This window comes from Cellulomonas sp. McL0617 (assembly GCF_049994875.1).
Classification (GTDB): domain Bacteria; phylum Actinomycetota; class Actinomycetes; order Actinomycetales; family Cellulomonadaceae; genus Cellulomonas.
Window position 1 is genome coordinate 123202 of the sequence record NZ_CP188256.1, and the last position, 26856, is coordinate 150057.

Genomic DNA, 26856 nt, shown 5'->3' on the forward strand with positions numbered 1-26856 from the left:
TCCGGGCGGCACGGCTCATGCGCTCTGACCTGCAGCCCGACTCAGTGCCAGCGCTCTGACCTGCGCAAACGTCCGGGGCGCAGCCGGGGCCCGTGTGACCCAGCGCACGTCGCCCTGAGGGTTCTCCATCCGCGGCGAGCCTGTTACGTTCGATGTGTTGCGTCCGTACGGACCGGAGAATCTCCGTTCCTGAGACGCCCCACGACGGCAGAGACGTCGCAGCCCCGGGAGGTTCGGGGGTGCCGGACACGTCCCGCGCCCCGTCTTTTCCCCCCTCCCGGCCATGACCGGAACCAGGTCCCAGGGGGACTCATGGCTCAGACCATGCATCAACTGCTCACCACGACTCAGCAGACCGACAGGGTGACCGGGGCCCCGCCCCGCGCCGCAGACAACTCCGCGTCGGAGTCACCGACGCTCATGCTCCTCGTCATGCTCGCCACCGCGGGTGTGCTCCTCTACGCGATCTTCCTGCTCAACCCGGCCAACCGCGGCGACTGGCTCCCGTGGATGATGGTCATCGCCGCCGAGACGGTCCTCGTGGCCCAGGCGATCCTCTCGATGTGGACCGTCCTGTCGAGCGGCCACAACCCGCGCAACTTCGCGTTCCACAGTGCGCAGGAGAACCTGTACGACCTCGAGGCGGTCCGCGGCGCGGGCACCCGGGCGATGCCGCAGCGCTGGCCCATGCGCGTCGACGGGCGCTCGGCCACGGTCGACGTCTTCATCACCACGTACGGCGAAGACCTCGACACCATCCGGACGACCGCCACCGCCGCGCTCGCGCTGCACGGCGAGCACCTCACCTACATCCTCGACGACGGCAAGTCGGACGAGGTGCGCGACCTCGCGGCCGAGCTCGGCGTGCGCTACGTGCGGCGCATCGGCAACAACGGCGCCAAGGCCGGGAACATCAACTACGCGCTGTCGATCACCGGCGGCACGTTCTTCGTCATCTTCGACGCGGACTTCGTGCCGAAGCCGAACTTCCTGTACGAGACGGTGCCGTTCTTCGCCAACGAGGACGTCGCCTTCGTCCAGACGCCGCAGGCTTACGGCAACCTCAACAACCTCATCTCGCGCGGTGCCGGCTACATGCAGGCCGTGTTCTACCGATTCATCCAGCCGGGCCGGAACCGGTTCAACGCCGCGTTCTCGGTGGGCACGAACGTGGTGTTCCGGCGGGCCGCGATCGAGGACATCGGCGGCATGTACGCCGACTCGAAGTCGGAGGACGTCTGGACGTCGCTCAAGCTCCACGAGAACGGCTGGCGCTCCGTGTACATCCCGACCGAGCTCGCGGTCGGGGACACCCCGGAGACGATCGAGGCGTACACCAAGCAGCAGCTGCGCTGGGCGACCGGCGGCTTCGAGATCATGCTCACGCACAACCCGCTGTCGCCCAAGCACCGGCTCACGCTCGACCAGCGCGTGCAGTACCTCGTGACGGCGACGCACTACCTCACCGGCATCGCTCCGCTGCTGCTGCTGCTCGTCCCGCCGATGTCGATCTTCCTCAACCTCTCGCCGATGGACATGCAGGTGTCCCCGGCGACCTGGGTGCTGTTCTACGCGGGCTTCTACCTCATGCAGGTCGCCGTCGCGTTCTACACGCTCGGCTCGTTCCGCCCGGAGACGCTCCTGCTCGCCACCGTGTCCTTCCCCATCTACTGCCGGGCCCTGGTGAACGCCGTGCTCAAGCGGGAGCAGAAGTGGCACGTGACCGGCAGCAAGGCGAAGGCCGCCTCACCGTTCAACTTCATGATCCCGCAGGTCCTGTTCTTCGCCTTCCTGACCCTCACGTCCGTGGCCGGTGCCTGGAAGGACTCGAGCAACGGGACGTTCAGCCTGGCCCTGGCCTGGAACACCACCAACGCCCTCATCCTCGGAGCGTTCGTCGTGGTCGCCGCCCGTGAGGCGCGTCGACTCAAGCGAGCCGGCTCCGGAGCCACCGTCACCACGGGAGGTCACGCATGACCTGGTCCAACCGCTTCCGCCTCGTCGCAGGGCTGCTCGCCGTCCTGGTCGTGGCCGCACTGCTCACGTTCCACCTCAACCAGCAGCGGGGGCTCGCCACGAGCTCGTCCGGCTCGATCACGGCGGAGAACTACGACGTCGGCACCCCTTACGCCGGCTTGGTCACCGACCAGCTGGTGAAGGACGGTGACACCGTCACCGCAGGCCAGAAGCTCTTCGTCATCGACAGTGCCGCGCTCCGCAACGAGCTGTCGCTCGGCCTCGCGCCCACCTCGACGGCGGCATCCGTGGTCAGCGCCGACGGCACGCTCGCCGTGACCGCGACGTCGGCCGGCAAGGTGACCGAGATCGACGCCGAGACCGGCACCTTCGTGCAGGGGTCGGCGATCATGGCCAAGATCGACCGCGCCCAGACCCTCAAGGTCAAGGCCGACTTCACGCTGTCGCCGCGGGAGTACGCCCGCGTGGCGGACAACGCACCGGTGACGATCGTCCTGCCCAACCAGCAGGCGCTCTCCGGCACCGTCGACAGCATGGACGTCCAGACCAACGACGGCAGCGCCGAGGCCGTCGTCACCGTCGTGAGCAAGCAGCTCACGGACGGTGCCGAGAACGGTCTGGTCGCCTCCGGGACCCCGGTGACCGCTCAGCTCCATCTCCGGAACGACGGGGTGGTGAGCACGGTCGCGGACAAGGTCCAGGGCTTCTTCCGGGAGCACTTCTGATGACGGCCGCCTCGAGGAGGTTCCGCGCCGCCGTCGCGTTGCTGGTCGTGGCCGTCGGGCTCGCCGGCTGTGGGCCCGACGCCACGCCCGACGGACCCGCGACCGCGGCCACCCCCGACGTCGACGCCGCAGCCCTCGTGAAGGCCGTCGACAAGGGTGACGTGGCGAAGCTCGACCCGGTGCGGCTCGCCGACGGCCTGGCCCCGCCGACCAACAAGTGGTTCAGCGGGCTGGTCTTCGGCGCGCAGCCGCAGCCGGTCTTCCCGCTGCCGCTCTCGTTCGGTCTCACGACGGACGGGTTCCAGCTCGGCCTGCCACCGGTCACCACGACGGCGTCGTCGATCGTGGGGCCGTTCACGCCGGCCGTCACGGTCGCGGCGGGGGCGACCTCGGCCCGGGTCAGCGCGTACGACGCCGTCTCGGTGACGATCGAGCTGCTGGACGGGCACGACGTCCTCGGCTCGGTCGTGCTGGCGGAGGGTTCCCCCTTCGTCAGCTTCACCGCCGCGCGGGACGCCACGCTGCACGTCGACGTGCCCTTCACGGCCGACGGCGACGGCCCGGCCCGCGCGACGGTCGGCGACCGGGACTACGGCCTCGAGGCCCCCGACGGCGCGCTCGCGTCCGGCGCGGTGGACCTCAACAAGGGCCAGACGGCGACCTGGTTCCCGCTGCCCGACCACGCAACGGACGGCACTCTGAAGGCGCTCACGGACGCCGCGGCCCACCCGCTGACCGGGACGACGGTCGCGTACGGCATCGACCAGGCCGTCGCGCGCACGACCATCACGTACGAGTCGGACGGCAGCACCGGTGCCTACACGACGATGCCCCACCAGCGTGCGGGCGACCAGCCGGACCGCACCTGCGGCCTCGGCTCCTACCCGAGCATCTACGGCACCCTCCAGCTGTGCGCGGGAAAGGCACTGACCACGTGGGCGCCGACCGTCGAGCCGTCCGGTGCGCTCGACCTGAGCCACCTGGATGCCACCCGGCGCGACGCGGTCGTCGCCCAGCTGGCCAAGGACGTCGCGGGGACCAAGCCGTTCCCCTCGGACACCTACTTCGGTGGCAAGGCCCTCTACCGGGCCGCGACCCTCGTCCAGCTCGGGCACCAGCTCGACGCGGACGACGTCGTGAAGCCGCTGAAGGCGAAGGTCGTCGCCGCCCTCACCGAGTGGACGCAGCCGAAGGGCTGCGCGACACGGGACACGCGATGCTTCGAGTACGACGAGTCCGCGCGCGGCGTCGTCGGACGCACCCCGTCGTTCGGGTCGGAGGAGTTCAACGACCACCACTTCCACTACGGGTACTTCCTCGGGGCCGCGGGCATCCTCGCCGCGACCGACAAGCGGCTGGCGACGACCTTCGCGCCCGTGATGAACCTGCTGGCGCAGGACGTCGCCGCGGCGAAGGGCAGCGACGAGTTCCCCGTCCTGCGTACCTTCGACCCGTACCAGGGTCACGGGTGGGCGTCCGGCACGTCCCCGTTCGCGGACGGCAACAACCAGGAGTCCAGCTCCGAGGCCGTCAACGCGTGGAACGGGCTCGCGCTCTGGGGCGAGGCGTCCGGCCAGGACGCGCTCACCACCCAGGGGACGTGGATGCTGTCCGCCGAGGCGGCGTCGGCCAAGGCCTACTGGACCAACCCCGACCTCGACGACCCCGTCTACCAGGGTTTCGACCACCAGGTCGTGTCGCTCAACTGGGGCGGCAAGCGCGACTGGTCCACCTGGTTCAGCGCCGAGCCGAGCGCGATGCTCGGCATCCAGCTGCTGCCGCTCTCCCCGGTCGGGACCTACCTGGCCGGAGACCCGGGGCGCATCAGGGCCAACGTCGCGGAGGCGGCCCCCGACGGGTACGACGTGACGTTCGGCGACTACCTGCTCATGTACTCGGGGCTCGCCGGTCCCGACGACGCCAAGCGGGCGTACCAGGAGGCGGCAACGCTGCCCGACGACCGCATCGACGACGGCAACTCGCGCAGCTACCTCATGGCGTGGCTGTCGGCGCTGGGCTGATCGGCCGGCAGGACCGGGCTAGAGGCCGACCGACCAGGCGGCGATCGTCGCCTCCTCGGCATCGATCCCGAACGTCCGGACCTCGGTGGCGGCGTCGATCAGGTCGGTGAGCTGACCCTGGCCGGGGTCCTCGACCGTGCCACGGGCATACACGACGAGGATCGTGACGATCGTGTCCGACGGGTTGGGCCGCAGGGCCGGGTCGGCACGCTCGACCAGCTGGCGCCCGGTGCGCGTGCCTGCCAGGAGCGCGACGGCGGTGACGGGCGGCAGGTCGGCGCCGGCCGAGAGCGGGCGGTGGGCGGTCAGCGCCCGCACCTCGCCGGAGCGCAGGTCGCGGATCGTCGCCAGTCGGGCGTCCGCGGGCCGCCCGTGCGGGAACCGTTCGGCGTCCACCCCGTTGTCCTGCAGCACGGTCGCGGCCACCTCGGCGTCGATCGCGGAGTGGGTGAACAGCAGGCTGCGGGCGTGCCGGCCGAGGGTGGGTGCGAGTCGTGGGACGGCCTCGAGCTTGGCCAGCGATCCCGCGGCGACGAGCCGGCGCGCGCTGACCGCGCGCAGGTAGGCGCTCGCATCGGCGGCTGCGTCGGGGCGGTCGGACCAGGCCGCCTGCAGACGCGCGACGTCGTCGAGGAAGGTCTCGGGGTGGCACCCGTGGGTCGCGACGAGGCGCGCGGCGCGCTGGTCGATCTGCAGGCTGAGCCCGCGGTACCCGGTCCGTTCGTCGGGAAGGAGCTCGACCGGCAGCAGGCCGACGCGGTACCGGGCGATCTCGGCGTCGGCACGGCCGCGGCGCAGGTCGCAGCCGTCGAAGACCGCGTCGAAGTACGGCAGCAGGGCCTCGTCGGCACCCTCGAGCGACACCGAGAGCCCGAGCCGGGCGCGAAACCTGCCGGCGAGCGTCGGCGCGAGCGCGCTGGAGCCGAACCGGTGCACCTCGTCGGCGATCAGCAGGCCGTGCGTGCCCTCGGGAAGGAGCTCGTCCGTGGCGGCCGACGCAAGCGAGACGAGCACGTCGCAGTCGTCGAAGGTGTCGCCGGACCCGTCGCCGGACGGCTCGCTCCGCCGACCGAAGGAGAGCCCGGGCAGCTGGAGCTCGAGCGTGCGCAGCCACTGCTCCTGCAGGTCGACGCTCGGCACGAGCACGAGCACCTTCTCACCACGCGACACGCCGTCCCACGCCGCCAGCACCCCGACGCCGGTGCGGCCGGTCGCCGCGACGGACTGGACGATGCCGCGTCGCTTGTGCGCGAGCCAGCCGTCGAGGACGTCCCCCTGCCACGGGCGCAGGCGTGGTCCGACATATCGGGGGGTGCTGCCCGGCGGCAGCGGCTTCCGGCGGACCACGGGTACGTCGGAGGCCAGGACGGGCTCGGCGGTGACCGGCACCGGCGCCGCGGACACGGGCTGCCCCCAGAACGCGGCGACCGGCGAGATGCGGGCGGCGAGCAGGCTCTCGTCCAGCACCTGCAGGGTGCGCGCGACGGACTCTTTGCGCCGCGGCAGGACCGCGGGCGGGGACTTCTTGGGGGTCGGTGGCCCGGACAGGGGTGGCGCCTGCCCGATGGGCAGCGCTCGCCAGCGCGTGGGCCGGCCGCCGTCCCTGCGGATGCGGGGGTCTGCGTCGAGGAGCCGTTCGACGTCGGAAGAGAGCAGCAGCCGCTGGCCCAGGCGGGCCAGACCGCGCGTCAGCTCGCGGGTGGTCTGCGGTGCGCGCGCACAGAGTGCCGCGTACAGCGCGTCACTCTGTGTCGTCACAAGGGCCCTCGTCCGTCGGAATCCGGGGACGCCGTGGTATGCGTCTACAGATGCTTCGGCACGTCAGAGCCGCGAGTTCAGTCCGATCGGTGTCTGCTCTGTCACGAAAGTGGGTGGCAGCACCCGCGGAAACATCACGAACCGACGATCTCGTCCGCGTTGTCCACGATCCACTGCATGAGCGGCATGAGTCGATTCACGAGGTCCGCGCCGAGCGGCGTGAGGGAGTAGTCGACGCGTGGCGGCACCGAGGCGGTGACCTCGCGGAGCACCAGACCGTCGGCCTCGAGGGTGCGCAGCGTCTGCGCCAGCATCTTCTCGCTGATGCCGTCGGCCGCACGACGCAGCTCGCCCCAGCGCATCGTGCCGTCGGACAGGAAGACGAGCAGGACGACGCCCCACCGGCTCGTCACGTGGTCCAGCACCGTGCGGGTGGAGCACGCGCCCGTGAACGCGCCCTCGTCTCGCATACGGTCAAGCACGCTGACCTGCTCACTAACTGTCACGTGCGTACCCTACGCCAAAGTGGGTACCCCCCTGTGGGAACGTGGTCGACGCCCGCGCGGTTGACGCTGACGAACCGCATGTCGCCCTCGGGAGGAACTACCATGTCCGTCGTCATCACCGGCGCCACCGGCAAGCTCGGCCGCCTCGTCGTCGAGAGCCTGCTCGCCTCGGGCGTCCCGGCCGCCGACATCACCGCCACCGGCCGTCGCATCGACCGTCTGGCCGATCTCGGGGTGGCCGTCGCCCTCGCCGACTTCGACGAGCCGACGACGCTCGAGTCCGCGTTCGCCGGTGCCGACACCGTCCTGCTGGTGTCCGCCAGCGAGGCCGGCAACCGGGCGGCGCAGCACACGCGGGCGATCGAGGCCGCCCAGGCCGCCGGGGTCCGCCGCGTGGTGTACACCAGCGCGCCCAAGGTGTCCGGCGACGCGTGGACCCTGTCGCCCGACCACAAGGCCACCGAGGACGTCCTGCGGGCGTCCGGCCTGGCGTGGACCATCCTGCGCAACAACTGGTACCACGAGAACTACGGCCCGACGCTGGCGCAGGTCGCCCAGACCGGGGTCCTGCTGACCAGCGCCGGCGAGGGTCGCGTGGCCTCCGCTGCGCGCGCCGACTACGCCGCCGCCGCGGCCGCGGTGCTCACCACCGACGGGCACGACGGTCGTACCTACGAGCTGACCGGCGACGTCGCGTGGACGTCCGACGAGTTCGCTGCCGCCGCCGCCGAGGTGCTCGGCCGGGCGGTCGTGGTGCAGAACGTCACCACCGAGGAACAGAAGGCGATCCTCACCGGAGCAGGTCTGGACGCGGGCACCATCTGGTTCGTCACCAGCATCGACGCCGACGTGCGGGCGGGCATCCTCGGCGACGCGACCAGCGACCTGCGCGACCTGAGCGGCCGCCCGACCACACCGCTGCTCGACGGCCTGCGCGCTCTCACACCCGCCGCGGCCTGAGACCACACCCCGGCGGCGCCGCAGGAATCGGGTTGGGCGGGTCGCGCGCGCCGGGGGAGGATGACCGCCATGAGTGCGACGGTGCAGGCGAAGGGCGTGGGTGCCGGGTTCGGGGATCGCGAGCTGTTCCACGGGGTCGATCTCGTCGTGGCACCCGGAGACGTCCTCGGTCTCGTCGGGCCCAACGGCGCCGGCAAGTCCACGCTGCTGCAGATCCTGGGCGGTCGGCGCGCCCCGGACCAGGGCTCCGTCGCTGTCTCCCCGCCGCACGCGCACCTCGGGTACCTGGCGCAGGAGATCGAGCGGCTGCCGGGGGAGTCCGTCCGCGCGCACCTGGAGCGCCGGACCGGGGTCGGGCCGGCCCAGGCCGCGATGGACGCCGCGGCGGACGCCCTCGGCGCCGGGACGGACGGTGCCGACGACCTCTACTCCGACGCGTTGGAGGCCTGGCTGGCGCTCGGCGGCGCCGACCTCGACGCCCGCCTGGGCACGGCGGCCGACGACCTCGGCCTGACGGTCGACCTCGACCAGACGATGGCGTCGCTGTCGGGCGGCCAGGCTGCCCGGGTGGGCCTCGCCGCGCTGCTGCTCTCGCGCTACGACCTCTACCTGCTCGACGAGCCGACCAACGACCTCGACGCCGAGGGGCTCGACCTGCTGGAGGAGTTCGTCGACCGGTCCGAGGCGCCGATCGTCGTCGTGAGCCACGATCGTGAGTTCCTCAGCAGGACGGTCACGGCCGTCGTCGAGATCGACCGCAGCCTGCAGAAGGTCAGCGTCTACGGCGGGTCCTACGACGCCTACCTGGAGGAGCGCTCGGTCGCTCGGCGGCAGGCGCGCGAGGCGTACGAGGGCTACGCGGCCCGCCGTGACGCGCTCAACCAGCGGGCGCGGATGCAGCGCGCGTGGATGGAGAAGGGCGTCCGCAACGCGCGCCGCAAGGCCACCGACAACGACAAGCACGTCAAGCACTTCCGGGGCGAGACGTCCGAGAAGCAGGCCGCCAAGGCCCGGCAGACCGACAAGATGATCGCGCGCCTCGAGGTCGTCGAGGAGCCGCGCAAGGAGTGGCAGCTGCAGATGACGATCGCGTCGGCCGGCCGGTCGGGCGCGGTGGTCGCGTCGCTGCGCCAGGCGACCGTGACGCGCGGCGACTTCACGCTCGGGCCTGTCACGCTGCAGCTCGACTGGCTGGACCGTGTGGCGGTGACCGGGCCGAACGGGTCGGGCAAGTCCACGCTGCTCGCGCTGCTGCTCGGACGGCTCGAACCCACGGGCGGCGCGGTCGACCGCGGATCGGGCGTCCTGGTCGGCGAGGTCGACCAGGCGCGGGCCCTGTTCGAGGGCCCCGAGTCGCTGGTCACGGCGTTCGCGCGCGAGGTCCCGTCCTGGACCACGGCCGACGTCCGCACCCTGCTGGCCAAGTTCGGCCTGGGCACCCACCACGTCGACCGACCGGCCGCCTCCCAGTCGCCCGGCGAGCGGACGCGCGCCGCGCTGGCCCTGCTCCAGGCGCGCGGCGTCAACCTGCTGGTCCTCGACGAGCCGACCAACCACCTGGATCTGCCGGCGATCGAGCAGCTGGAGGCCGCGCTCGACGCGTTCGAGGGCACGATCCTGCTGGTGACGCACGACCGGCGCATGCTGGAGACCGTCCGCCTCACGCGCCGCTGGCACGTCGAGGACGGCCAGGTCACCGAGGTCACCGCCGACTGACTGTGTGGGGAGTCGGTCGTAGCGTGGCGGCCATGAGCGGCGGCGACGACTTCGACTTCCTGCACGGCCGATGGGTCGTGCACCACCGGCGCGTGCGGGACGTCACCGACCCCGAGGACACCTTCTGGGTCACCTTCGACGGGCGGAGCGAGTGCTTCCCCGTCCTGGCCGGCGGGAACGTCGAGCGGCTGTTCGTCACGGAGTCGCCACTCGGGCCCTTCGAGGGCCTGACCCTTCGGCTCTACGAGCCCGACGAGGGCGTCTGGCGCATCTGGTGGAGCTCGGACCGGGCGCCGGGTGTGCTCGACGATCCCGTGGTGGGAGGTTTCGTCGGCGGGCACGGCGTCTTCCAGGCCGTCGAGCGGTTCGGCGACGCCGACGTGCTGGTCCGCTTCGAGTGGTCCACCGAGGATCCCCGCGCGCCGCGCTGGCAGCAGTCGTTCTCCTGGGACGACGGCTCGACCTGGGTGCTCAACTGGGAGATGGCCTTCGAGGCAGCCGACTGACGGCTGAGCGAGCCGGCCCAGGTCGATTGGCCGTGTGCGGCAGCTGAGGCGCTAGATGACCACCGCGAACGTCGCCGTGAGCAGGTCCTCGGTGCGCGAGGACCGACCGACCAGGAGCTCGAAGTCGCCCGGCTCGACCACGCGTCGGCCGACGGCGTCGACGATCGTGAGGTCGGCGACGGGGATCTCGATCGTCACCACCCGGGACTCGCCGGGCGCGACGTCCACCTGCGCGAACCCCTTGAGCTCCTTGTCGGCCCAGCTGGCCGAGGTGAACGCGTCGCTGACGTAGGCCTGGACGGTCTCCGTCGCGGGTCGGTCTCCGGTGTTGGTGACGGTGACGTGTGCGGTGAGCACCTCGTCGGCGCGGAGCTGGTCGCGAACGAGCTCGAGCGAGCCGTACGAGACGGTCGTGTAGGACAGGCCCTGCCCGAAGACGTACGCGGGCTCCTGCGTCAGGTCGGCGTAGCGGTCGCCGTGCTGGCCGCGCAGCTGGTTGTAGTAGGTGGGCTGCTGGCCGACGTGCCGCGCGAAGGAGATGGGCAGGCGACCGGCCGGCTCGATGAGGCCGAGCAGCACCTCGGCGATCGCGCGCCCGCCCTGCATGCCAGGGTTGGCCACCCAGAGGACCGCGGCCGCGTCCAGGGCGGACTGCGGCAGCACGAGCGGCTTGGACGCCATGAGCACGACGACCATCGGGGTGCCGGTCTCGGCGAGCGCGTCGAGCAGGGCGACCTGGCCGCCGATCAGCTCGAGCGTGGCGGTCGAGCGGCCCTCGCCCACGAGCTCGATCCGGTCGCCGACGACCGCGACCACGTAGTCGGCGTCGCGGGCCACGGAGACGGCCTCGGCGATCGTCGCGGCGTCCGGCTCGCACGGGACGACGAACGCGGGGCGGGGCTGACCGTCGGGGAAGAACTCGCCCGCGGGGTCGATGCCGAGCGTCAGGATGTCGGCGCCGCGCGCGTGCGTGACCGTCCAGTCCTCGGGTGCGTGGTCGCGCAGGCCGTCGAGCACGGTCGCGATCATGGTCCGCGGGTGGCCGTTCGGCAGCCAGTCGGCCTGGCCGGAGCTGCCGGCCCAGTCGCCGAGCTGTGTCTGCGCGTCGTCGGCGAGAGGCCCGACGACAGCGACGGTCCGTGAGGCGCCTGCGACGGGCATCCCGGACGGGGTCCCGCCAGCCAGCGGCAGGGTGCCGTCGTTGCGCAGGAGGACCAGCGACCGGCGGGCGAGCTGCAGGTTGACCTGCTCGTGCGCGTCGGTGCCGACGACGGAGGCGATGCGGGCCACGTCGGGACGGCGGGGGTCCTCGAACAGGCCGAGCTCGAACTTCAGCGTGAGGATGCGCGTCACGGCGGCGTCGAGGTCCTGCTCGGTCAGGAGCCCCTGCTCGATCGCGTGCAGGGCGCCGTCGAAGAACCCGGGGGTCGTCATGACCATGTCGTTGCCGGCCTTGATCGCGGCCGCGGCGGCGTGCGCGTAGTCGGGCATGACCTTCTGCTCCCAGACCATGCGCCCGACGTTGTCCCAGTCGGTGATGAGGGTGCCCGTGTAGCCCCACTCGCCGCGCAGGACGTCCGAGAGCAGCCAGTCGTTGATGGTGATCGGCACGCCGTCGGTCGTCTGGTAGCCGAGCATGAAGGTCCGGCAGCCCTCGCGGGCGACACGCTCGAAGGGCGGCAGGAACCACGAGCGCAGCTTGCGGCGGGAGATGTCCGCCTCGGACGCGTCGCGGCCACCCTGCGTCTCGGAGTACCCCGCGAAGTGCTTGGCGGTCGCGAGGATCGCCGTGGGGTCGGACAGGCCGTCGCCCTGGTAGCCGCGGACCATCGCGGACGCGAGCTCGCCGATGAGCAGCGGGTCCTCACCGAACGTCTCGTCCACGCGGCCCCAGCGCAGGTCTCGTGCGATGCAGAGCACCGGGGAGAACGTCCAGTGGATGCCCGTCGCGGCGACCTCGACCGCCGTGACGCGCGCGGCCTGCTCGACCAGGTCGGCGTTCCACGAGGACGCCATGCCGAGCTGCGTCGGGAAGATCGTCGCGCCCTCCCAGAACGAGTGGCCGTGGATGCAGTCCTCGGCCACCAGGAGGGGGATCCGCAGACGCGTCCGCTCCGTCGCGTCGTGGGCCTCGAGGACCCGCTGCGGCGACGCGTGCAGGATCGACCCGACGTGCTGGTCCGCGATCAGGTGCTCGACCCCGGGGCGGGCGTCGAGCTGCAGCATCTGCCCGACCTTCTCCTCCCGCGTCATCCGCGAGAGCAGGTCCGCGACGCGCGCGGCCACACCGAGGGTGGGGTCCAGGTAGGGGTTGGCGATCACGGCGGTGTCCATGGACTCTTCCTCGGCTCCGGCGACAGCGCCGGCAGGATCGATGCGGGGTGGTCGTATCGATTCGACCAATGGCGCAACCTAAACACTTACCGACCTGTAAGTGCAAGCATGCGGAGGGTGACGTCGGCGGGCGCGTGCTGAAGACTGGCCTTCTCACGCGCCGCCGGTCGTTCGGCGCGAGACAGCTGCCGAGGTCACCGCCGACTGAAGGGTTCGCCCCGTGCGCAAGATCGTCTTCTCGCTGTCCGTGTCGCTCGACGGGTTCTTCGAGGGCCCCGACCACGACATCTCCTGGAGCCGCGTGGACGACGAGCTCCATCAGTTCCTCAACGACACGTTCCGGCCCATGAGCGCGTACCTGAACGGGCGCGTGACGCACGAGCTCATGGCCGAGTTCTGGCCGACCGCAGACGAGGACCATGACGGGCCGACGGGTGAGTACGCCGGGATCTGGCGCGACAAGCAGAAGTACGTCTGGTCGCGGGACGGTGAGGTCTCGACCGACTGGAACGTGACCGTGAGGCGCTCGGTGTCGCGCGAGGAGGTGCTGGCGCTCAAGGACCAGCCCGGCGCCGACATGCTGGTCGGTGGCCCCGACCTCGCGGCGGAGTTCTTCCGGCTCGGACTCGTCGACGAGGTGTGGATGCTGGTGCATCCCGTCGCGATCGGTACCGGCCGGTCGGCGTTCGAGGTCCCGGTCGACCTGCGCCTGGTCGGGACGCGCGAGTTCGGCAACGGCGTCGTCGAGCTGCGGTACGAGGTGGTGGCATGACGACGCGGTTCGGCGTCGTCGGCAGCGGCTGGCGCTCGGAGTTCTTCGTCCGCGTCGCCCGGCTGCTGCCGGACCGGTTCGAGTGCGTGGGCGTGGTGACGCGGTCGGCCGAGAGCGGCGCCTTCGTCGAGAAGGCATGGGGCGTGCCGACGGTCCGCACGATCGAGGAGCTGGTCACCGGCGCGGTCGCGGGTGCCGGCGTGTCGCCCGACCGCCCCGAGTTCGTCGTCGTGTCGGTCCCGTGGCCCGTCACGCCGGTGGCCGTCCGCGACGTCGTGGCCCTGGGGGTGCCCGTGCTGGCCGAGACCCCGCCCGCGCCGGACGCCGACGACCTGCACGAGCTGTGGGCCGACGTCGGCAGCACCGGCCTGGTGCAGGTGGCCGAGCACAGCCCGTTCCTGCCGATGCACGCCGCCCGGTTGGCCGCGCTCGACCTGATCGGCACGCCGACCAGCGTGGAGATCTCCTCCACGCACCTCTACCACGCCGTCGCGCTCGTGCGCCGGTTCCTCGACGTCGGCCGCGGCCCGGTCACCGTGCGGGCCTCGTCGTTCGTCGCGCCGCTGCTCGACCCGCTGACCCGCGACGGCTGGACCGGTGCCACCGAGCCCGCGCCGGCCGCGACCACCCTGGCGACCCTCGACCTGGGCGACGGCCGCAGCGCGCTGTACGACTTCACCGACAACCAGTGGCACAACCCGCTGCGCACCAACCGGCTGGTGATCCGCGGCTCGCACGGCGAGCTGGTCGACCAGACGTTCACGCGCTGGGCCGGCGACCGCACGGTGCTGAGCTCGACCATCGAGCGCCGCGTCGCCGGCATCGAGCAGAACCTGGACGGCTTCGACCTCGAGCACCTCAGCCTCGACGGGCGCGTGCTCTACCGGAACGTGTACAACGGCGCGCGCCTGTCCGACGAGGACCTGGCCGTCGCCGGCCTGCTCGACGCCACGGGCGCCTGGCTGCGCGGGGAGCAGGGCCCGCCGTACCCGCTGGCCGACGGGTGCCACGACCACCTGCTCGGCCTGGCCATCGAGGAGGCGGCTCGTTCCGGGGAGCCGGTGCACGTCGGCACGCAGCCCTGGACCTGATCGCCTGAGGTGCGCGCGGCCTGTCGAGCGATCGGGTCCGAACGTCGGCAGGTGATGCCGAGATCGAACAGAGACCAACTCAGTCCGTGGTCGACTGGTCGTGCCGCAGCTCGAACCACACAGCTTTCGACCCGCTCTGTCGGCTCGTGCCCCACCGGGTGGCCAGCCGGTCGACGAACATCACACCGCGTCCGCCGAGCGCTGTCGGGGGCGGGTCGAGCACGATGGGCATCCGCTGCTGGGCGCCGTCGACGACCTCGACGCGGGTGCGCTCCTCGTCCACGTGCACCCGCAGCGTCACGGGCGGCCGGGCATGGGCGACGGCGTTGGTCACCAGCTCGCTGACCAGCAGGATCGCCGTGTCCAGGGAGCCGTTGCGCACGCCGGCCTCGGTCAGCCGGTCGCGTGCCCAGTGCCTCGCGGGCGCGATCGCCGAGAGCGCGGGCGCGACTGCCGTCTCTGCGAACATCGGCAGTCTCCCCCCGTCTCCGGCGTCGACGGGCTCCCGTCGGTCCGCACCACGGTTGTTCACATCTGTTGATTCGGCAACTCGAACTCGGCTCTCGAGCCGTTTTCGGGTGATCCGGGCTGAGACGATTGCCCGGTGACCCAGCCTTCCCGCAGCCAGATCCGCCGCTGGCGGCAGTACCTTGCCGACGAACGGGCCGAGGCCGCCGTCTACCGAGACATCGCCTCGCGCCGTTCCGGCGAGGAGCGCGAGATCCTGCTGGCGCTCGCCGAGGCGGAGGGTCGCCACGAGCAGCACTGGATCGAGCTCCTGGGCGACGAGGTGGGTCACCCCCGCCGTGGGGACTTCCGCACGCGCGTGCTCGGCTTCCTCGCCCGCCGGTTCGGGTCCGTGTTCGTGCTGGCCCTGGCGCAGCGCGCCGAGGCGCGTTCGGTCTACAACGCCGACGACGACGCCACCCCGGCGATGGCCGCCGACGAGGCCATCCACGAGGAGGTCGTCCGCGGCCTGGCCACACGCGGCCGCAACAAGATGTCGGGCACGTTCCGCGCGGCCGTGTTCGGCGCCAACGACGGCCTGGTCAGCAACCTCGCCCTGATCCTGGGCATCGGCGCGTCCGGTGCCTCGCAGCAGGCCGTGCTGCTGGCCGGCCTTGCCGGGCTGCTCGCCGGTGCGCTCTCGATGGGGGCGGGGGAGTACGTCTCGGTGCGCTCGCAGCGCGAGCTGCTGGAGGCGTCGCGGCCCGGCGAGGCGGCCGTGGAGGCGCTGCCGTACCTCGATGTCGACGCGAACGAGCTGGCGCTCGTCTACCGCGCACGCGGGATGTCCGCACAGGACGCGAAGACCCGTGCCGATGACGTGCTGGGCTCCTCGCGACCGACCCTCGTGGTGCCCGAGGAGGTGGTCGACGAGCACGAGTCGGTCGGGTCCGCCATGGGCGCGGCGCTGGCGAGCTTCTGCTTCTTCGCGTCCGGGGCCGCCATCCCCGTGCTGCCCTACCTGCTGGGCGCCGACGGCTGGGACGCCGTGGCGTGGTCCGCCGGGCTGGTCGGTCTGGCGCTGCTGGGCACGGGTGCCGCGGTCGGTGTCCTGTCCGGCGCGTCCCCCGGCAAGCGCGCCCTGCGGCAGCTGGGCATCGGCTTCGGCGCGGCGGCGGCGACCTATGTGCTGGGTCTGGCCTTCGGCCACGTCGTCTGACCCGGTACGTGACCACAGTCGAGGTAAGGTGTGGCAACCCTAAGCCGACGTCGCCGTCGTTACGCCCCCGGAGGAGCAGCACCGCACGACCACCGTCGTCGACGTCCTGCCGTGGCGGATGTTCGCGGTCCGCGTCGCGCGCACGACCTACCTGAGCCCGAGCGTGCTGCGCGTGACGTTCACCGGCGGCGACGTGGACGAGTTCGCGGACAACGGCTTCGACCAGCGGATCAAGTTCTTCCTGCCTCGTGCGGGCGTCTCGTACGACGAGCTGCTCGAGGTCGGTCGGTGCGAGGACTGGTTCGGTGCGTACCGCGCGCTGCCCGATGCTCGTCGGCACCCGATGCGCACCTACACGGCGCGCGGTGTCCGACCCGGCGTGCGCGAGCTCGACGTGGACGTGGTCCTGCACGGGTGACCTCGGCCCGGCCTCCCGGTGGGCGTCGCTCGCGACGCCCGGCGACGAGCTCGTCGTCCTCGGTCCGAACGCCCTGTGGGACGCCCCGCACGGAGGCGTCGACTTCGTCCCGCCCGCGCACGTCGACCGGCTGCTGCTGGCCGGCGACGAGACCGCCCTGCCCGCGATCGCGGGCATCCTCGAGCGCCTCCGGACCGATCCCCTCCTCCCCACCGCCGAACTCGTGACCAGCCGACGAGATCGTGGGCTGCAGCCGACTAATTCGTCGTCGAGTCACGAGCTCGAGCCGGGAGGGAGGGCGGGGGCGAGGGGCAGGTCGCGGCGGGCCGTAGCATCGGCTGGTGCCTCCCAGATCGCCGTTGCCGGCCCGGCACGGGCTGAGCGCCGCGTGGCTGCGAACCCCGGATCGGGACCGGTCGCGGGCGGACGGGTGGGCGACGATGGGGGACTGGCTGCGGAGTCGCCTGCCCGAGTTCGTCGACGTGGCCGAGATGCTGGAGCGGCAGGCGTTCGTCGACGAGGACGGTCGCCCGGTGCACGCGCAGGACCCGTTCGCCCCGCACCGGTTCGTGTGGTTCCACCGGGAGCTGCGCGACGAGCCGGAGGTGACCGCACCGATCCACGTCGTCCATCGCGACGAGCGCCTGGTGGTCGTCGACAAGCCGGCGTTCCTGTCCTCGATCCCGCGCGGCCGGCACGTGATGCAGAGCGTCGTCGTGCGGCTGCGCGCCGAGCTGGACCTGCCGGAGCTCTCCCCGCTGCACCGCCTGGACCGGGTGACGTCGGGTCTGCTGATGCTGGCCACCGAGCCCCGGTGGCGCGGGCCGTACCAGACCCTGTTCGAGCACCGCGCGGTGGACAAGACGTACTGGGCGCTGGCACCGCTTCGCGACGAGATCACGTTCCCGGTGGTGGTCCGCAACCACCTGCGCAAGGAGCGCGGCTCGTGGCAGGCCGAGGTGGTGCCGGACGCACCGGTCAACGCCGAGACGCGGATCGAGCTCGAGTCGACGGTAGGTGACAAGGGTGTCTACCGGCTGACGCCCCGAACCGGCCGGACCCATCAGCTGCGGGTGCACCTGTACGGGCTCGGTATCCCGATCGTCGACGACCCGCTGTACCCCGTGGTGCGCGAGGTCGACCTCGACGACTTCAGCCGCCCGCTGCAGCTGCTGGCGGGCGAGCTCGCGTTCACGGACCCGGTGGACGGCAGCCACCGGCGGTTCCGCAGCCTCCGGCGCATCCCCTTGGCGGCCGAACCGGGCTGAGACCGCCCCTGGTGCGTGGCCGACCCCGAGCGCCATCATGGGACGGGGTGAGGAGGGTCGCGATGGCGCGCGAGTTCGACCCGGGCTACAGCGGACCGTACCGGCCGCTGGTCGAGAGCTATCCCGACGAGTCGGTCTATCCGCTCGACTCCTTCCGGGTCGAGTGGGGCCCGATCTTCCACCGGGGCCGCCTGGACGGCTCGGCGCGCGTCCTGGTCATCGGTCAGGACCCGGCGACGCACGAGGCCATCACGCGGCGGATCCTGGTGGGCGAGGCCGGTCAGCGGACGCAGGGTCTGCTGGCGCGGCTCGGCATCACGCGCAGCTACGTCCTGATCAACACCTTCCTGTACTCCGTGTACGGCCAGGGTGGCGGCACGCGGCACATCGCCGACCAGGGGATCGCGGACTACCGCCACCGGTGGATCGACGCGGTGGTGCAGGACCAGCACATCGAGGCGATCATCAGCCTCGGCCAGCTGGCCGACCAGGCGTACACGGCCTGGAAGAAGACGCCCTCCGGCACCGCGAGCACGGCCGCGTACATGACCGTCCGCCACCCGACCTATCCGGAGTCGGCCAGCCGGACGGGCTCGATCACCAAGGCCGAGGCGTTCCAGAAGCTCTGCGACTCGTGGAACCTGGCACTGGACGCCCTCCACGGGGTCGTCACCCCCGACGCCCCTGTGGCGCTGCGGCACTACGGCTCGACCATCACCCCCGCCGATCTCGCGCCGATCCCGGACGTGGACCTGCCCGCCGGGCTGCCGGCGTGGATGGGGGACCTGGACGCGTGGGCCGCCCGCACGGGCGTGGACGCGCAGCACAAGCGGGCGACGATCACCGTGACCGTGCCGACCCGGTTCCGCACCTGGCCCGTGCTCCAGGAGCCCTAGGGAGCGTCCGTGGCGCAGCTCGTGATCGCCGGCCAGGTCGCGCCGATGGTGGGCGACGTCCCCGACGAACCTCGGCCGGGGCGGGTGTGGATCCGCGACGACTCCATCGTCGACGTCACGTTCGACGACCGTCCGGTCGACGGGTTCGCCGACGCGCCGACGGTCGACGTCGGCAGCTCGTTCGTGCTGCCGGGCTTCATCGACCTGCACAACCACCTCGCCTACAACGCGCTGCCGCTGTGGTCGGAGCCGCACCGGACCGAGCCGTGGTCGCACAACAAGGCCTGGCCGCTGGCCGACACGTACACGGAGTCCGTCACCGAACCCGCGTGGACGTACGCCAAGGCCTGCCCCGAGGCGATCCTCGGGTACGTCCAGGTGCGCGAGATGGCGGGCGGAGCGACGTCGGCGCAGGGGTGGCCGTCGTCCAACCGCGGCTACCAGACCGTGATGCGCAACGTGGACGACGAGCGCGCCGGGCGTGCGGGCAAGGTCGGCGACGACCTGATCCGCACCTCGGTGGTGACCAAGACCGGTGACAGCCTGGCCGTCGCCGTGCGCCAGATGGCGAACGGCGCGGGGTTCATCTACCACTGCGCCGAGGGCATGAAGGACTCGCGGGTCCGCCGCGACTACACGGACCTGCAGCGCACCGACGGGCTCCTGCCGACGTTCATCGGGATCCACTGCTGCGCCCTGGAGGCCGACGACTGGCTCGAGTGGGCCCCGCCGAACGCGGGCGGGGTCGTGTGGTCGCCGCTGTCCAACCTCGTCCTGTACCGGGACACGACGCTCATCGACGATGCCAGGTCCCGCGGCGTGCGCGTCTGCCTGGGCTCCGACTGGGGTCCGTCGGGGACGCGGAACCTGCTGGGGGAGATGAAGGTGGCGCGCGTCGCGGCCCAGCACTTCGGCTACTCCCTGCGCGACCGCGACATCGTCCAGATGGTCACCTCGAACCCCGGGGACCTCCTGGCCCGGTGCTGGGGACGCCCGGTCGGTCGGTTGGTGCCCGGGGGCTTCGCCGACGTCACGGTCCTGCGAGGGCACGGCCCCGGGGACGCGTGGCACCAGATCCTCGCGGCCACCGAGCAGCACGTCGAGCTCGTCGTCGCCAAGGGCGTGCCACGGTACGGCGACGAGGGCAGGATGCACGCCGCCGGTGCGACGGGCACCTTCCCGATGACCGTCCGCGGGCGTCGCAAGCTCGCCGCGCTGCCCGACCCGGCCGACACCTCACGGGCCTGGTCGTGGGAGCAGATCATGGACATCCTCCGTACGGTGCAGAGCGACCCGTCGGCCGCGATCGCGAACGCGTCGGCACGAGCCCTGGCCGGTTCGCGGTTCGCCGACGACGCCGACCTCGAGCTGTTCCTGGACATGCCCGACACGCGGCGGACCGGCCGGGCCGGACCGCCCAAGGACCCCGGGTCGGTGCGCATCCCGCCCGTGCCGGCGATCGACCACGACCGCGACTACTTCGACGCGCTCGACGCCAGCCCGATCCAGGCGGGGATCCTGGCTCCACTGCGGCGGGAGTTCGGCTTGTGAGCGGCCCGGACGGTACGACACAGCTGGCTCAGCGCGGCCGCCCGCTGCTGCCGGTGTCCGGAGCGGCCGACGACCGACCGGTCGAGCTGACGGTCCCGCAGTGCCACGACCTGATCGACCTGTGGTGCCAGCTGATGGCCGAGATCTACGTGCACCACGACCAGAAGAGGTCGCTCTACGGGTACGACCCGGAGCGTGCCCTGCAGGCGCTGCGCCGGCAGATCCCGTACCTGGGCTCGGCCGAGTTCCTGCGCGAGCTCACGCTCGTGGTCAACCGGTTGCGGGACCAGCACACCCAGCTCTACGTGCACGGTCGCGACCCGCTGCGGGCGCCGTTCGTCGCCGCGCTGCCGTTCCTGGTCGAGGTCTTCGGCGAGTACCAGACCCCGACCTACGTGGTCACCAAGGTCAGCGACGCCGCCGGCGACGACGGCTTCGTCCCCGGGGTCCGCGTCACCACCTGGAACGCGGTGCCGTTCTCGCGGGCGGTCGACCTGTACGCCGACACCCTCACCGGCGGCCGCCTGGACGCCCGACGTGCGCGTGCCCTGGAGACGATGACCCAACGGCCGCTGGCGTTCTTGCCGCAGCCCGACGAGCTGTGGGTCGACGTCGGCTTTCGCACGGGCGAGGGACCGGACCGGACGGTCCGCTTCGAGTGGCGTGCGATCGAGCCCTCGACCGCGCTGACGGCGAAGAACACGGTCGAGCTGCGCACGCGACGCGCCGTCGACGCCACCAGCGAGGCCGCGCGACGGGCCCGCAAGCTTCTGTTCCAGCCCGCGCTCTGGCAGCAGGAGGCCGACCGGCCCGAACGCGTCGCGAAGGCGGCGGACTGGATGCCGACCGCGTTCCCGGACGCGATCTCAGCCCGAAGGGTGTCCACGAGCCACGGGACGGTCGGGTACCTGCGCCTGTGGACGTTCGACGTGGACCACGGCGACCAGTTCCTCGACGAGGTCGACCGCGTGCTGCGCGCCATGCCTCGCACGGGCTTGATCATCGACCTGCGCTCCAACCCGGGCGGCGTCATCGAGGTCGCGGAGAGGCTCCTGCAGCTGTTCACCAACCAGGTGGTGCAGCCGGTCCGCTTCGCGCTGCGGGCGACCCCGGCCCTCACCGCGCTGGCCGATGCCGACGGCAACGGCGCCGACCTGGCCGACTGGGCGGCGTCGGTGCGGATCGCGATGAGCCTCGGCGAGGAGTACTCGCAGCACCTGACCATCTCGGACCCCGACCGTTGCAACGGTCGTCCGGTGGCCTACGAGGGGCCGGTCGTCGCGGTGGTGAACCCCACCACCTTCTCCAGCGGCGACATCTTCGCCGCCGGGATCGCGGACCACGGCATCGGGCAGATCGTCTCGATCGGCGAGGGCACGGGGGGCGGCGGAGCCAACGTGTGGACCAGCGACGACATCGAGTACGCCTACCACGTCGCCGCGCTGCCACTCCCCGCTCGACCGCCGGGGATCGCGTACTCGCTCTCCGTGCGGCGCGCCGCCCGGTCCGGCACCGCCGCCGGCATCGCCATCGAGGACGTCGGTGTACCGGGCGACGAGCGTTACACGATGACGGAGCGTGACGTCCTGGGCGGCAACGAGGACCTCACGGAGTTCTGCGCAGGGCTCCTGACCGCGACCTGATCCGCTCGGCTGCTCCGCCCGGGGGTGCCCGACGTCCATGGATGCTGGCGTCGCGGATGTGATCGATCACAATCGCAGCACCCCCTGCCATCTCTACCGCGCGGCCGTTGTGAACGATTCGATGCGCGCGGCAACTGTCTGCGGGCGCCGGATCCGTGCGCCGACGTGCCCCGTGTCGCGATGCGCCTGTTATCAAAATGTGATCGCTCACAACTGTTCGAGCACAGAATGTGACCGCTAACATCTTGCTCACAGGAACCGGTCAGGTTGGTTCGTGGCTCAGTCCGGCACCGTCGCCGGAGTCAAAACAAGGAGGTTTTGAGGATGAGGAAGAGATTGCTCGCTGGGCTCGCGCTGGTCGGGGCCCTCGCACTCGCAACGGCAGGATGCTCCGGCAGCAGCTCCTCCGGTGACAGCACTGCCGGTGCCAGCGGCGGCAGCGCCAAGCAGCTCACGGTCGGGTTCGCCCAGACCGGGTCGGAGTCCGGGTGGCGGGCGGCCAACACCCAGTCGATGAAGGACGCGTTCTCCGAGAAGAACGGCTTCAAGCTGATCTTCAACGCCGCCGACAACAAGCAGGAGGCGCAGATCGCCGCCGTCCGCAGCTTCATCAACCAGGGCGTCGACGCGATCGTCATCGCGCCGATCACCGTCGACGGCTGGGACGACGTGCTCAAGGAGGCCAAGGACGCCGGCATCCCCGTGGTCCTCGAGGACCGGACGATCAACGTGTCGGACAAGAGCCTCTACGCCAGCTGGATCGGCGACGACTTCGAGAAGGAAGGCGAGACCGCCGGGGCCTGGGCGAAGCAGACGTTCACGGGCGCGACGAACATGGTCGTGCTCGAGGGAACGACCGGTTCGGCTCCCGCGATCGACCGGGCGACCGGGTTCGCCAAGGGCATGGGCAGCGCGCCGATCACGACCCTCGACTCGCAGACGGGCAACTTCACGCGCGCCGACGGCAAGACGGTCATGGAGGGCTTCCTGCAGAAGTACGGCAAGACGATCAACGTGCTGTTCGCGCAGAACGACGACATGGGTCTGGGCGCCCTGGACGCGATCACCGCGGCCGGTCTCGTGCCCGGCAAGGACATCCAGATCGTGTCGATCGACGCGACGCACGACGGCCTCCAGGCGCTGTCGGACGGGAAGTTCAACTTCGTCGTCGAGTGCAACCCTCTGCTCGGCGACCAGGTGGCCCAGCTCGTGAAGAAGGTCGTCGCGGGCGATCCGGTCGAGAAGGCCTACACCGCCACCGACCAGAGCTTCACGCAGGCGCAGGCGACGGCAGCGCTGCCGGATCGCAAGTACTGAGCACGCTCAGTCCTGCAGTCAGAGGGGCCAGGGGCCGGCACCACCGCCGGCCCCTGGCCCCGTCCCACCGTGGAGGAAGCACCCATGTCCAGTCTTGACGCCGCGACGACGGGCGACCCGCTCGTCGCGATGCGTGGCATCACCATCCAGTTCCCAGGGGTCAAGGCCCTGGACGATGTCGACTTCCACCTGTGGGCCGGTGAGATCCACGCCCTCCTCGGTGAGAACGGCGCCGGCAAGTCGACGCTCATCAAGGCGCTCACCGGTGAGTACTCCGTGGACGCCGGCACGATCTCGGTCGCGGGCGAGCACCGCGTGTTCCACGGCACCGCCGACGCACAGGCGGCCGGGGTCTCGACCGTCTATCAGGAGGTCAACCTCTGCACCAACCTGTCGGTCGGCGAGAACGTCATGCTCGGGCACGAGTCACGCCGCGCCGGTCGCATCGACTGGCGCGCGACGCACCGCGCCGCGGCGCAGCACCTCGAGAGCCTCGGCGTGCGGATCGACACCCGCACGGCCCTCGCCACACACTCCATCGCGGTCCAGCAGCTCGTGGCGATCAGCCGCGCCATGGTGACCGACGTCAAGGTGCTCGTCCTCGACGAGCCGACCTCGAGCCTGGACCGCAGCGAGGTGGAGCAGCTGTTCAGCGTCATGCGCGACCTGCGGTCCCGGGGCGTGGCGATCCTGTTCGTCTCGCACTTCCTGGACCAGGTCTTCGAGATCTCTGACCGGTGCACCGTCCTGCGCAACGGGCGGCTCGTCGGCGAGTACCCCGTCGACAGCCTGTCGCCCGGGCTGCTCGTGTCGCTCATGCTGGGCCGCGAGCTCGAGGACCTCGCGGCGCTGTCCAGTGCGTCCGAGCGTCAGATCGACCGCACGTCGACGCCTGTGGTGCGGGCGACTGGCACGGGACGCAAGGGCGTCATCGAGCCCGCCGACATCGACGTCTACCCGGGGGAGGTCGTCGGCATCGCCGGGCTGCTCGGCTCCGGCCGCACCGAGCTGGCCCGCCTGCTGGCCGGCGCCGACCGCGCGGACACGGGGCACATCGAGGTCGACGGTGCGGTCACCCGGCTCACGAGCCCGCGCAGCGCGATCGGGCACGGCATCGTGTTCTCGTCGGAGGACCGTCGCGCGGAGGGGATCCTGCCCGACCTGACCGTCGCCGAGAACATCGTGCTGGGCATCCAGGCGCGTCGCGGATGGCGCAAGGTGCGCAAGGCGGAGCAGGATGCCGTCGTGGCCGAGTACATCGACGCGCTCGGCGTACGTCCGACGAACCCGAACACCCTCATCCGCAACCTCTCCGGCGGCAACCAGCAGAAGGTGCTCCTCGCCCGTTGGCTCGCCACGGCACCCAAGCTGCTGATCCTCGACGAACCCACCCGTGGCATCGACGTGGGCGCCAAGTCCGACATCCAGCGCAAGGTGGCCGAGCTGGCGGAGCGTGGCCTGTCGGTCGTCTTCATCTCCTCGGAGCTCGAGGAGGTGCTGAGGCTGTCGCAGCGGATCGTCGTGATGCGCGACCGTCGCAAGATCGGCGAGCTCTTCTCGCACGACGTCGACGTCGACGACGTGATCGACTTCATCGCCCAGGAAGCACAGGAAAGCCAGACGAGCACGGAGAGTGCAGCATGAGCGCCGTCGCAAAGCATCGGCTGTTCTGGCCCGTCGTCGTGCTGCTGGCACTCGTCCTGGTCAACACGATCTCGCGGCCGTCGTTCGTCAGCATCACGGTGCTCGACGGGCGGTTGTACGGGTCGCTCATCGACATCATGCGCAACAGCGCACCGCTCATGCTGGTGGCGCTGGGCATGACCCTCGTGATCGCGACCCGCGGCATCGACCTCTCGGTGGGCGCCGTGATGGCGGTGTCCGGCGCGGTGGCGCTCACGATCATCAAGGACTCCGGCGATCCGACGAACCCGGGCGTCCTCATCGTCGCCATCGGCACGGCCGTGCTGGCCGGTCTGGTCTGCGGGCTGTGGAACGGGTTCCTGATCGCCGTCCTGGGGATCCAACCGATCATCGCGACCCTCGTCCTGATGCTCGGAGGTCGAGGGATAGCTCTGCTGATCACGGGCGGCTTCATCACGACGATCAACAGCGACCCCTACAAGTTCATGGCACAGGGGTACGTGCTGGGGCTGCCGTTCGCGTTCTACGTCTCGGTGGCAGCCATCGCGATCGTCGCGCTCGTCGAGCGACGCACGGCGCTCGGGATGCTCACGGAGGCCGTGGGCATCAACCCAGCCGCCAGCCGGCTCGCGGGGGTGCGCTCGCGGGGCATCATCTGGGGCGCGTACGCGGTGAGCGGCCTCCTCGCGGGGTTCGCCGGCATCCTGTACAGCTCCAACATCATGGCGGCCGACGCGAACGCGGCGGGGCTCTACATCGAGCTCGACGCGATCCTCGCGGTCGTGCTGGGTGGGACCTCGCTCGCGGGCGGCACGTTCAGCATCGCGGGGACCGTCATCGGGGTGTTCACCATCCAGACGCTCAAGTCGACCATCACCTTCCTCGGCGTGCCGCCGGCCGTCACGCCGGTCTTCCTGGCCGCCGTCGTCGTCATCGTCGTGCTCGTGCAGTCACGCCGGTTCCAGGGCTGGATAGCCCACCTCGGAGCCGGGCTGCGCCGCCCGAGGGCCCCCCGGGCCGCCAACCAAGCGGAGGCTGCATCATGACGAGCACCCAGCTGGCACCCGCCCGCGAGTCGCGCGCCGTCGGCGGCTACCACCGGTTCATGAGCCGGCATGCCTCGTGGATCCCCGTGTTCGCCGCGGTGGCGATCCTCGTCGCCATGCTGATCGGCGCACAGCTGTACTTCGGCACGTTCCTCACGCCGCGTCTGCTGTCGTCGCTCCTGCTCGACAACGCCTACCTGCTGATCCTCGCGGTCGGCATGACGTTCGTGATCCTGACCGGCGGGATCGACCTGTCGGTCGGGGCGGTCATGTCGTTCTCGGGGATGCTGGGGGCGAGCCTGCTCAGCCAGGGGCTGCCGACGACGGTCGTCGTGCCGATCATGCTCGGCGGAGGGGCCACCATCGGCCTGGGGATCGGCGTGCTCGTGCAGTACTTCGACGTGCAGCCGTTCATCGCGTCGCTCGCGGGGATGTTCCTCGCCCGCGGTCTCGGGTTCGTCGTGAGCCTCAACTCGATCAAGGTGACCAATCCCGCGATCCTCTGGCTCGAGGGCACGCGTATCCAGGCCGTGCCGGGGAGCTGGTACATCACGCCCACGGGCATCCTCGCGCTGCTCGTCGTCGCCGCGGGCGCCCTGCTGCTGGCGTACACGCGCTTCGGTCGGACGATCTACGCGCTCGGTGGCAACCAGCAGTCGGCGCGTCTCATGGGTCTGCCGGTCGCGCGCACGAAGCTGCTCGCCTACGTCGTCAGCGGCATGTGCGCCGGGCTGGCGGGGGTCGTCTTCACCGCCTACACCGGGGCGGCCTACCCGTTGAACGGCATCGGCACCGAGCTCGACACGATCGCGGCCGTCGTGATCGGCGGCACCCTGCTGACCGGAGGCAGCGGTTTCGTGGTCGGCTCCATGATCGGCGTGTTCGTCTACGGGATGATCAAGACGATCATCAACTTCCTGGGCGTCGACCAGTCCTGGACCCGCATCACGATCGGCGCGCTCCTGCTCGTGTTCGTCGTCGTCCAGCGAGTGATCGTTGCCCGCTCGGCGCGGCGCAGATAGCCCGCCCGTGCCGTGGGCG

22 protein-coding genes and 1 pseudogene are annotated in these 26856 nt (G+C 71.2%); 19 read left to right on the plus strand and 4 right to left on the minus strand.

The genetic code is table 11. From position 1 onward, the window contains the following. The first annotated feature begins 312 nt into the window (after window positions 1-312). Genes ACPPVS_RS00635 through ACPPVS_RS00645 form a run of 3 tightly spaced genes read left to right on the plus strand, consistent with a single transcriptional unit; the run spans window position 313 to window position 4723 of the window. A complete protein-coding gene (locus ACPPVS_RS00635) occupies window positions 313-1977 on the plus strand; it encodes a glycosyltransferase family 2 protein (RefSeq protein WP_426593991.1) in 1665 nt (554 codons plus the stop codon). Further along, window positions 1974-2702 carry an HlyD family efflux transporter periplasmic adaptor subunit gene (locus ACPPVS_RS00640; RefSeq protein WP_426593992.1) on the plus strand — a complete coding sequence of 243 codons (729 nt, stop codon included), beginning with the start codon at window positions 1974-1976 and terminating at the stop codon, window positions 2700-2702. Before ACPPVS_RS00635 ends, ACPPVS_RS00640 begins: the two co-directional genes overlap by 4 nt. Next, window positions 2702-4723: a glycosyl hydrolase gene (locus ACPPVS_RS00645; protein ID WP_426593993.1), complete on the plus strand. Its 2022-nt coding sequence runs from the start codon at window positions 2702-2704 to the stop codon at window positions 4721-4723. The genes ACPPVS_RS00640 and ACPPVS_RS00645 overlap by 1 nt, the downstream gene beginning before the upstream one ends. An 18-nt stretch (window positions 4724-4741) precedes the next feature. On the opposite strand, the gene ACPPVS_RS00650 is transcribed toward ACPPVS_RS00645, so the two are convergent. Continuing rightward, on the minus strand, window positions 4742-6481 hold the full coding sequence (locus tag ACPPVS_RS00650) for a DEAD/DEAH box helicase (protein WP_426593994.1): 1740 nt from the start codon (window positions 6479-6481) through the stop codon (window positions 4742-4744). A 134-nt stretch (window positions 6482-6615) separates the two neighbouring features. Further along, a complete protein-coding gene (locus ACPPVS_RS00655) occupies window positions 6616-6951 on the minus strand; it encodes a winged helix-turn-helix transcriptional regulator (RefSeq protein WP_426593995.1) in 336 nt (111 codons plus the stop codon). Window positions 6952-7089: 138 nt separating this feature from the next. Between ACPPVS_RS00655 and ACPPVS_RS00660 the strand changes: the two genes are divergently transcribed. The 3 genes from ACPPVS_RS00660 to ACPPVS_RS00670 all read left to right on the plus strand — a co-directional run bounded on the left by ACPPVS_RS00660 (window position 7090) and on the right by ACPPVS_RS00670 (window position 10169). Next, window positions 7090-7947: an SDR family oxidoreductase gene (locus ACPPVS_RS00660; RefSeq protein ID WP_426593996.1), complete on the plus strand. Its 858-nt coding sequence runs from the start codon at window positions 7090-7092 to the stop codon at window positions 7945-7947. Window positions 7948-8016: 69 nt separating this feature from the next. Then, on the plus strand, window positions 8017-9663 hold the full coding sequence (locus tag ACPPVS_RS00665) for an ABC-F family ATP-binding cassette domain-containing protein (RefSeq protein ID WP_426593997.1): 1647 nt from the start codon (window positions 8017-8019) through the stop codon (window positions 9661-9663). A gap of 32 nt (window positions 9664-9695) precedes the next feature. Next, the gene (locus ACPPVS_RS00670; RefSeq protein WP_426593998.1) at window positions 9696-10169 is read left to right on the plus strand and encodes a hypothetical protein; all 474 of its coding nucleotides are present in this window, start codon (window positions 9696-9698) and stop codon (window positions 10167-10169) included. Between the two features lie 51 nt (window positions 10170-10220). On the opposite strand, the gene ACPPVS_RS00675 is transcribed toward ACPPVS_RS00670, so the two are convergent. Continuing rightward, window positions 10221-12503 (minus strand): glycoside hydrolase family 3 N-terminal domain-containing protein, encoded by a 2283-nt coding sequence (locus ACPPVS_RS00675; RefSeq protein ID WP_426593999.1) that lies wholly within the window; start codon window positions 12501-12503, stop codon window positions 10221-10223. Between the two features lie 220 nt (window positions 12504-12723). Here ACPPVS_RS00675 and ACPPVS_RS00680 point away from each other — a divergent pair, with 220 nt between their 5' ends. Beyond that, complete coding sequence (locus ACPPVS_RS00680; protein ID WP_426594000.1) at window positions 12724-13275, plus strand: dihydrofolate reductase family protein; 552 nt, start codon at window positions 12724-12726, stop codon at window positions 13273-13275. Then, a complete protein-coding gene (locus tag ACPPVS_RS00685; protein WP_426594001.1) occupies window positions 13272-14366 on the plus strand; it encodes a Gfo/Idh/MocA family protein in 1095 nt (364 codons plus the stop codon). Before ACPPVS_RS00680 ends, ACPPVS_RS00685 begins: the two co-directional genes overlap by 4 nt. Window positions 14367-14445: 79 nt before the next feature. Here the strand turns inward: ACPPVS_RS00685 and ACPPVS_RS00690 are convergent, their stop codons facing one another. Beyond that, window positions 14446-14835 (minus strand): ATP-binding protein, encoded by a 390-nt coding sequence (locus ACPPVS_RS00690; RefSeq protein WP_426594002.1) that lies wholly within the window; start codon window positions 14833-14835, stop codon window positions 14446-14448. A gap of 135 nt (window positions 14836-14970) precedes the next feature. On the opposite strand from ACPPVS_RS00690, the gene ACPPVS_RS00695 reads away from it, so the two are divergent. The 11 genes and pseudogenes from ACPPVS_RS00695 to ACPPVS_RS00745 all read left to right on the plus strand — a co-directional run bounded on the left by ACPPVS_RS00695 (window position 14971) and on the right by ACPPVS_RS00745 (window position 26837). Beyond that, entirely contained in the window at window positions 14971-16032 is a 1062-nt protein-coding gene (locus ACPPVS_RS00695; RefSeq protein WP_426594003.1) for a VIT1/CCC1 transporter family protein, read from the plus strand. Between the two features lie 118 nt (window positions 16033-16150). Next, on the plus strand, window positions 16151-16450 hold the full coding sequence (locus ACPPVS_RS00700) for a siderophore-interacting protein (protein ID WP_426594004.1): 300 nt from the start codon (window positions 16151-16153) through the stop codon (window positions 16448-16450). Then, window positions 16359-16637, plus strand: a pseudogene (locus ACPPVS_RS00705) (siderophore-interacting protein); the annotation flags it as partial. The gene ACPPVS_RS00700 and the pseudogene ACPPVS_RS00705, both read left to right, overlap by 92 nt. Window positions 16638-16791: 154 nt before the next feature. Beyond that, window positions 16792-17718, plus strand: a complete 927-nt coding sequence (locus tag ACPPVS_RS00710; protein WP_426594006.1) for a pseudouridine synthase — start codon at window positions 16792-16794, stop codon at window positions 17716-17718. Between the two features lie 62 nt (window positions 17719-17780). After that, window positions 17781-18614, plus strand: coding sequence for a uracil-DNA glycosylase family protein (locus ACPPVS_RS00715; RefSeq protein ID WP_426594007.1), 834 nt, complete (start codon window positions 17781-17783; stop codon window positions 18612-18614). A gap of 9 nt (window positions 18615-18623) precedes the next feature. Beyond that, window positions 18624-20165: an amidohydrolase family protein gene (locus tag ACPPVS_RS00720; RefSeq protein ID WP_426594009.1), complete on the plus strand. Its 1542-nt coding sequence runs from the start codon at window positions 18624-18626 to the stop codon at window positions 20163-20165. Then, window positions 20162-21808: a S41 family peptidase gene (locus tag ACPPVS_RS00725; protein ID WP_426594010.1), complete on the plus strand. Its 1647-nt coding sequence runs from the start codon at window positions 20162-20164 to the stop codon at window positions 21806-21808. Before ACPPVS_RS00720 ends, ACPPVS_RS00725 begins: the two co-directional genes overlap by 4 nt. A 324-nt stretch (window positions 21809-22132) precedes the next feature. Next, entirely contained in the window at window positions 22133-23125 is a 993-nt protein-coding gene (locus ACPPVS_RS00730; protein WP_426594011.1) for an ABC transporter substrate-binding protein, read from the plus strand. A gap of 84 nt (window positions 23126-23209) precedes the next feature. Further along, entirely contained in the window at window positions 23210-24769 is a 1560-nt protein-coding gene (locus ACPPVS_RS00735) for a sugar ABC transporter ATP-binding protein (protein WP_426594012.1), read from the plus strand. Next, entirely contained in the window at window positions 24766-25815 is a 1050-nt protein-coding gene (locus ACPPVS_RS00740; protein WP_426594013.1) for an ABC transporter permease, read from the plus strand. The genes ACPPVS_RS00735 and ACPPVS_RS00740 overlap by 4 nt, the downstream gene beginning before the upstream one ends. After that, window positions 25812-26837 carry an ABC transporter permease subunit gene (locus ACPPVS_RS00745; RefSeq protein ID WP_426594014.1) on the plus strand — a complete coding sequence of 342 codons (1026 nt, stop codon included), beginning with the start codon at window positions 25812-25814 and terminating at the stop codon, window positions 26835-26837. The genes ACPPVS_RS00740 and ACPPVS_RS00745 overlap by 4 nt, the downstream gene beginning before the upstream one ends. The last annotated feature ends 19 nt before the right edge of the window (window positions 26838-26856 follow it).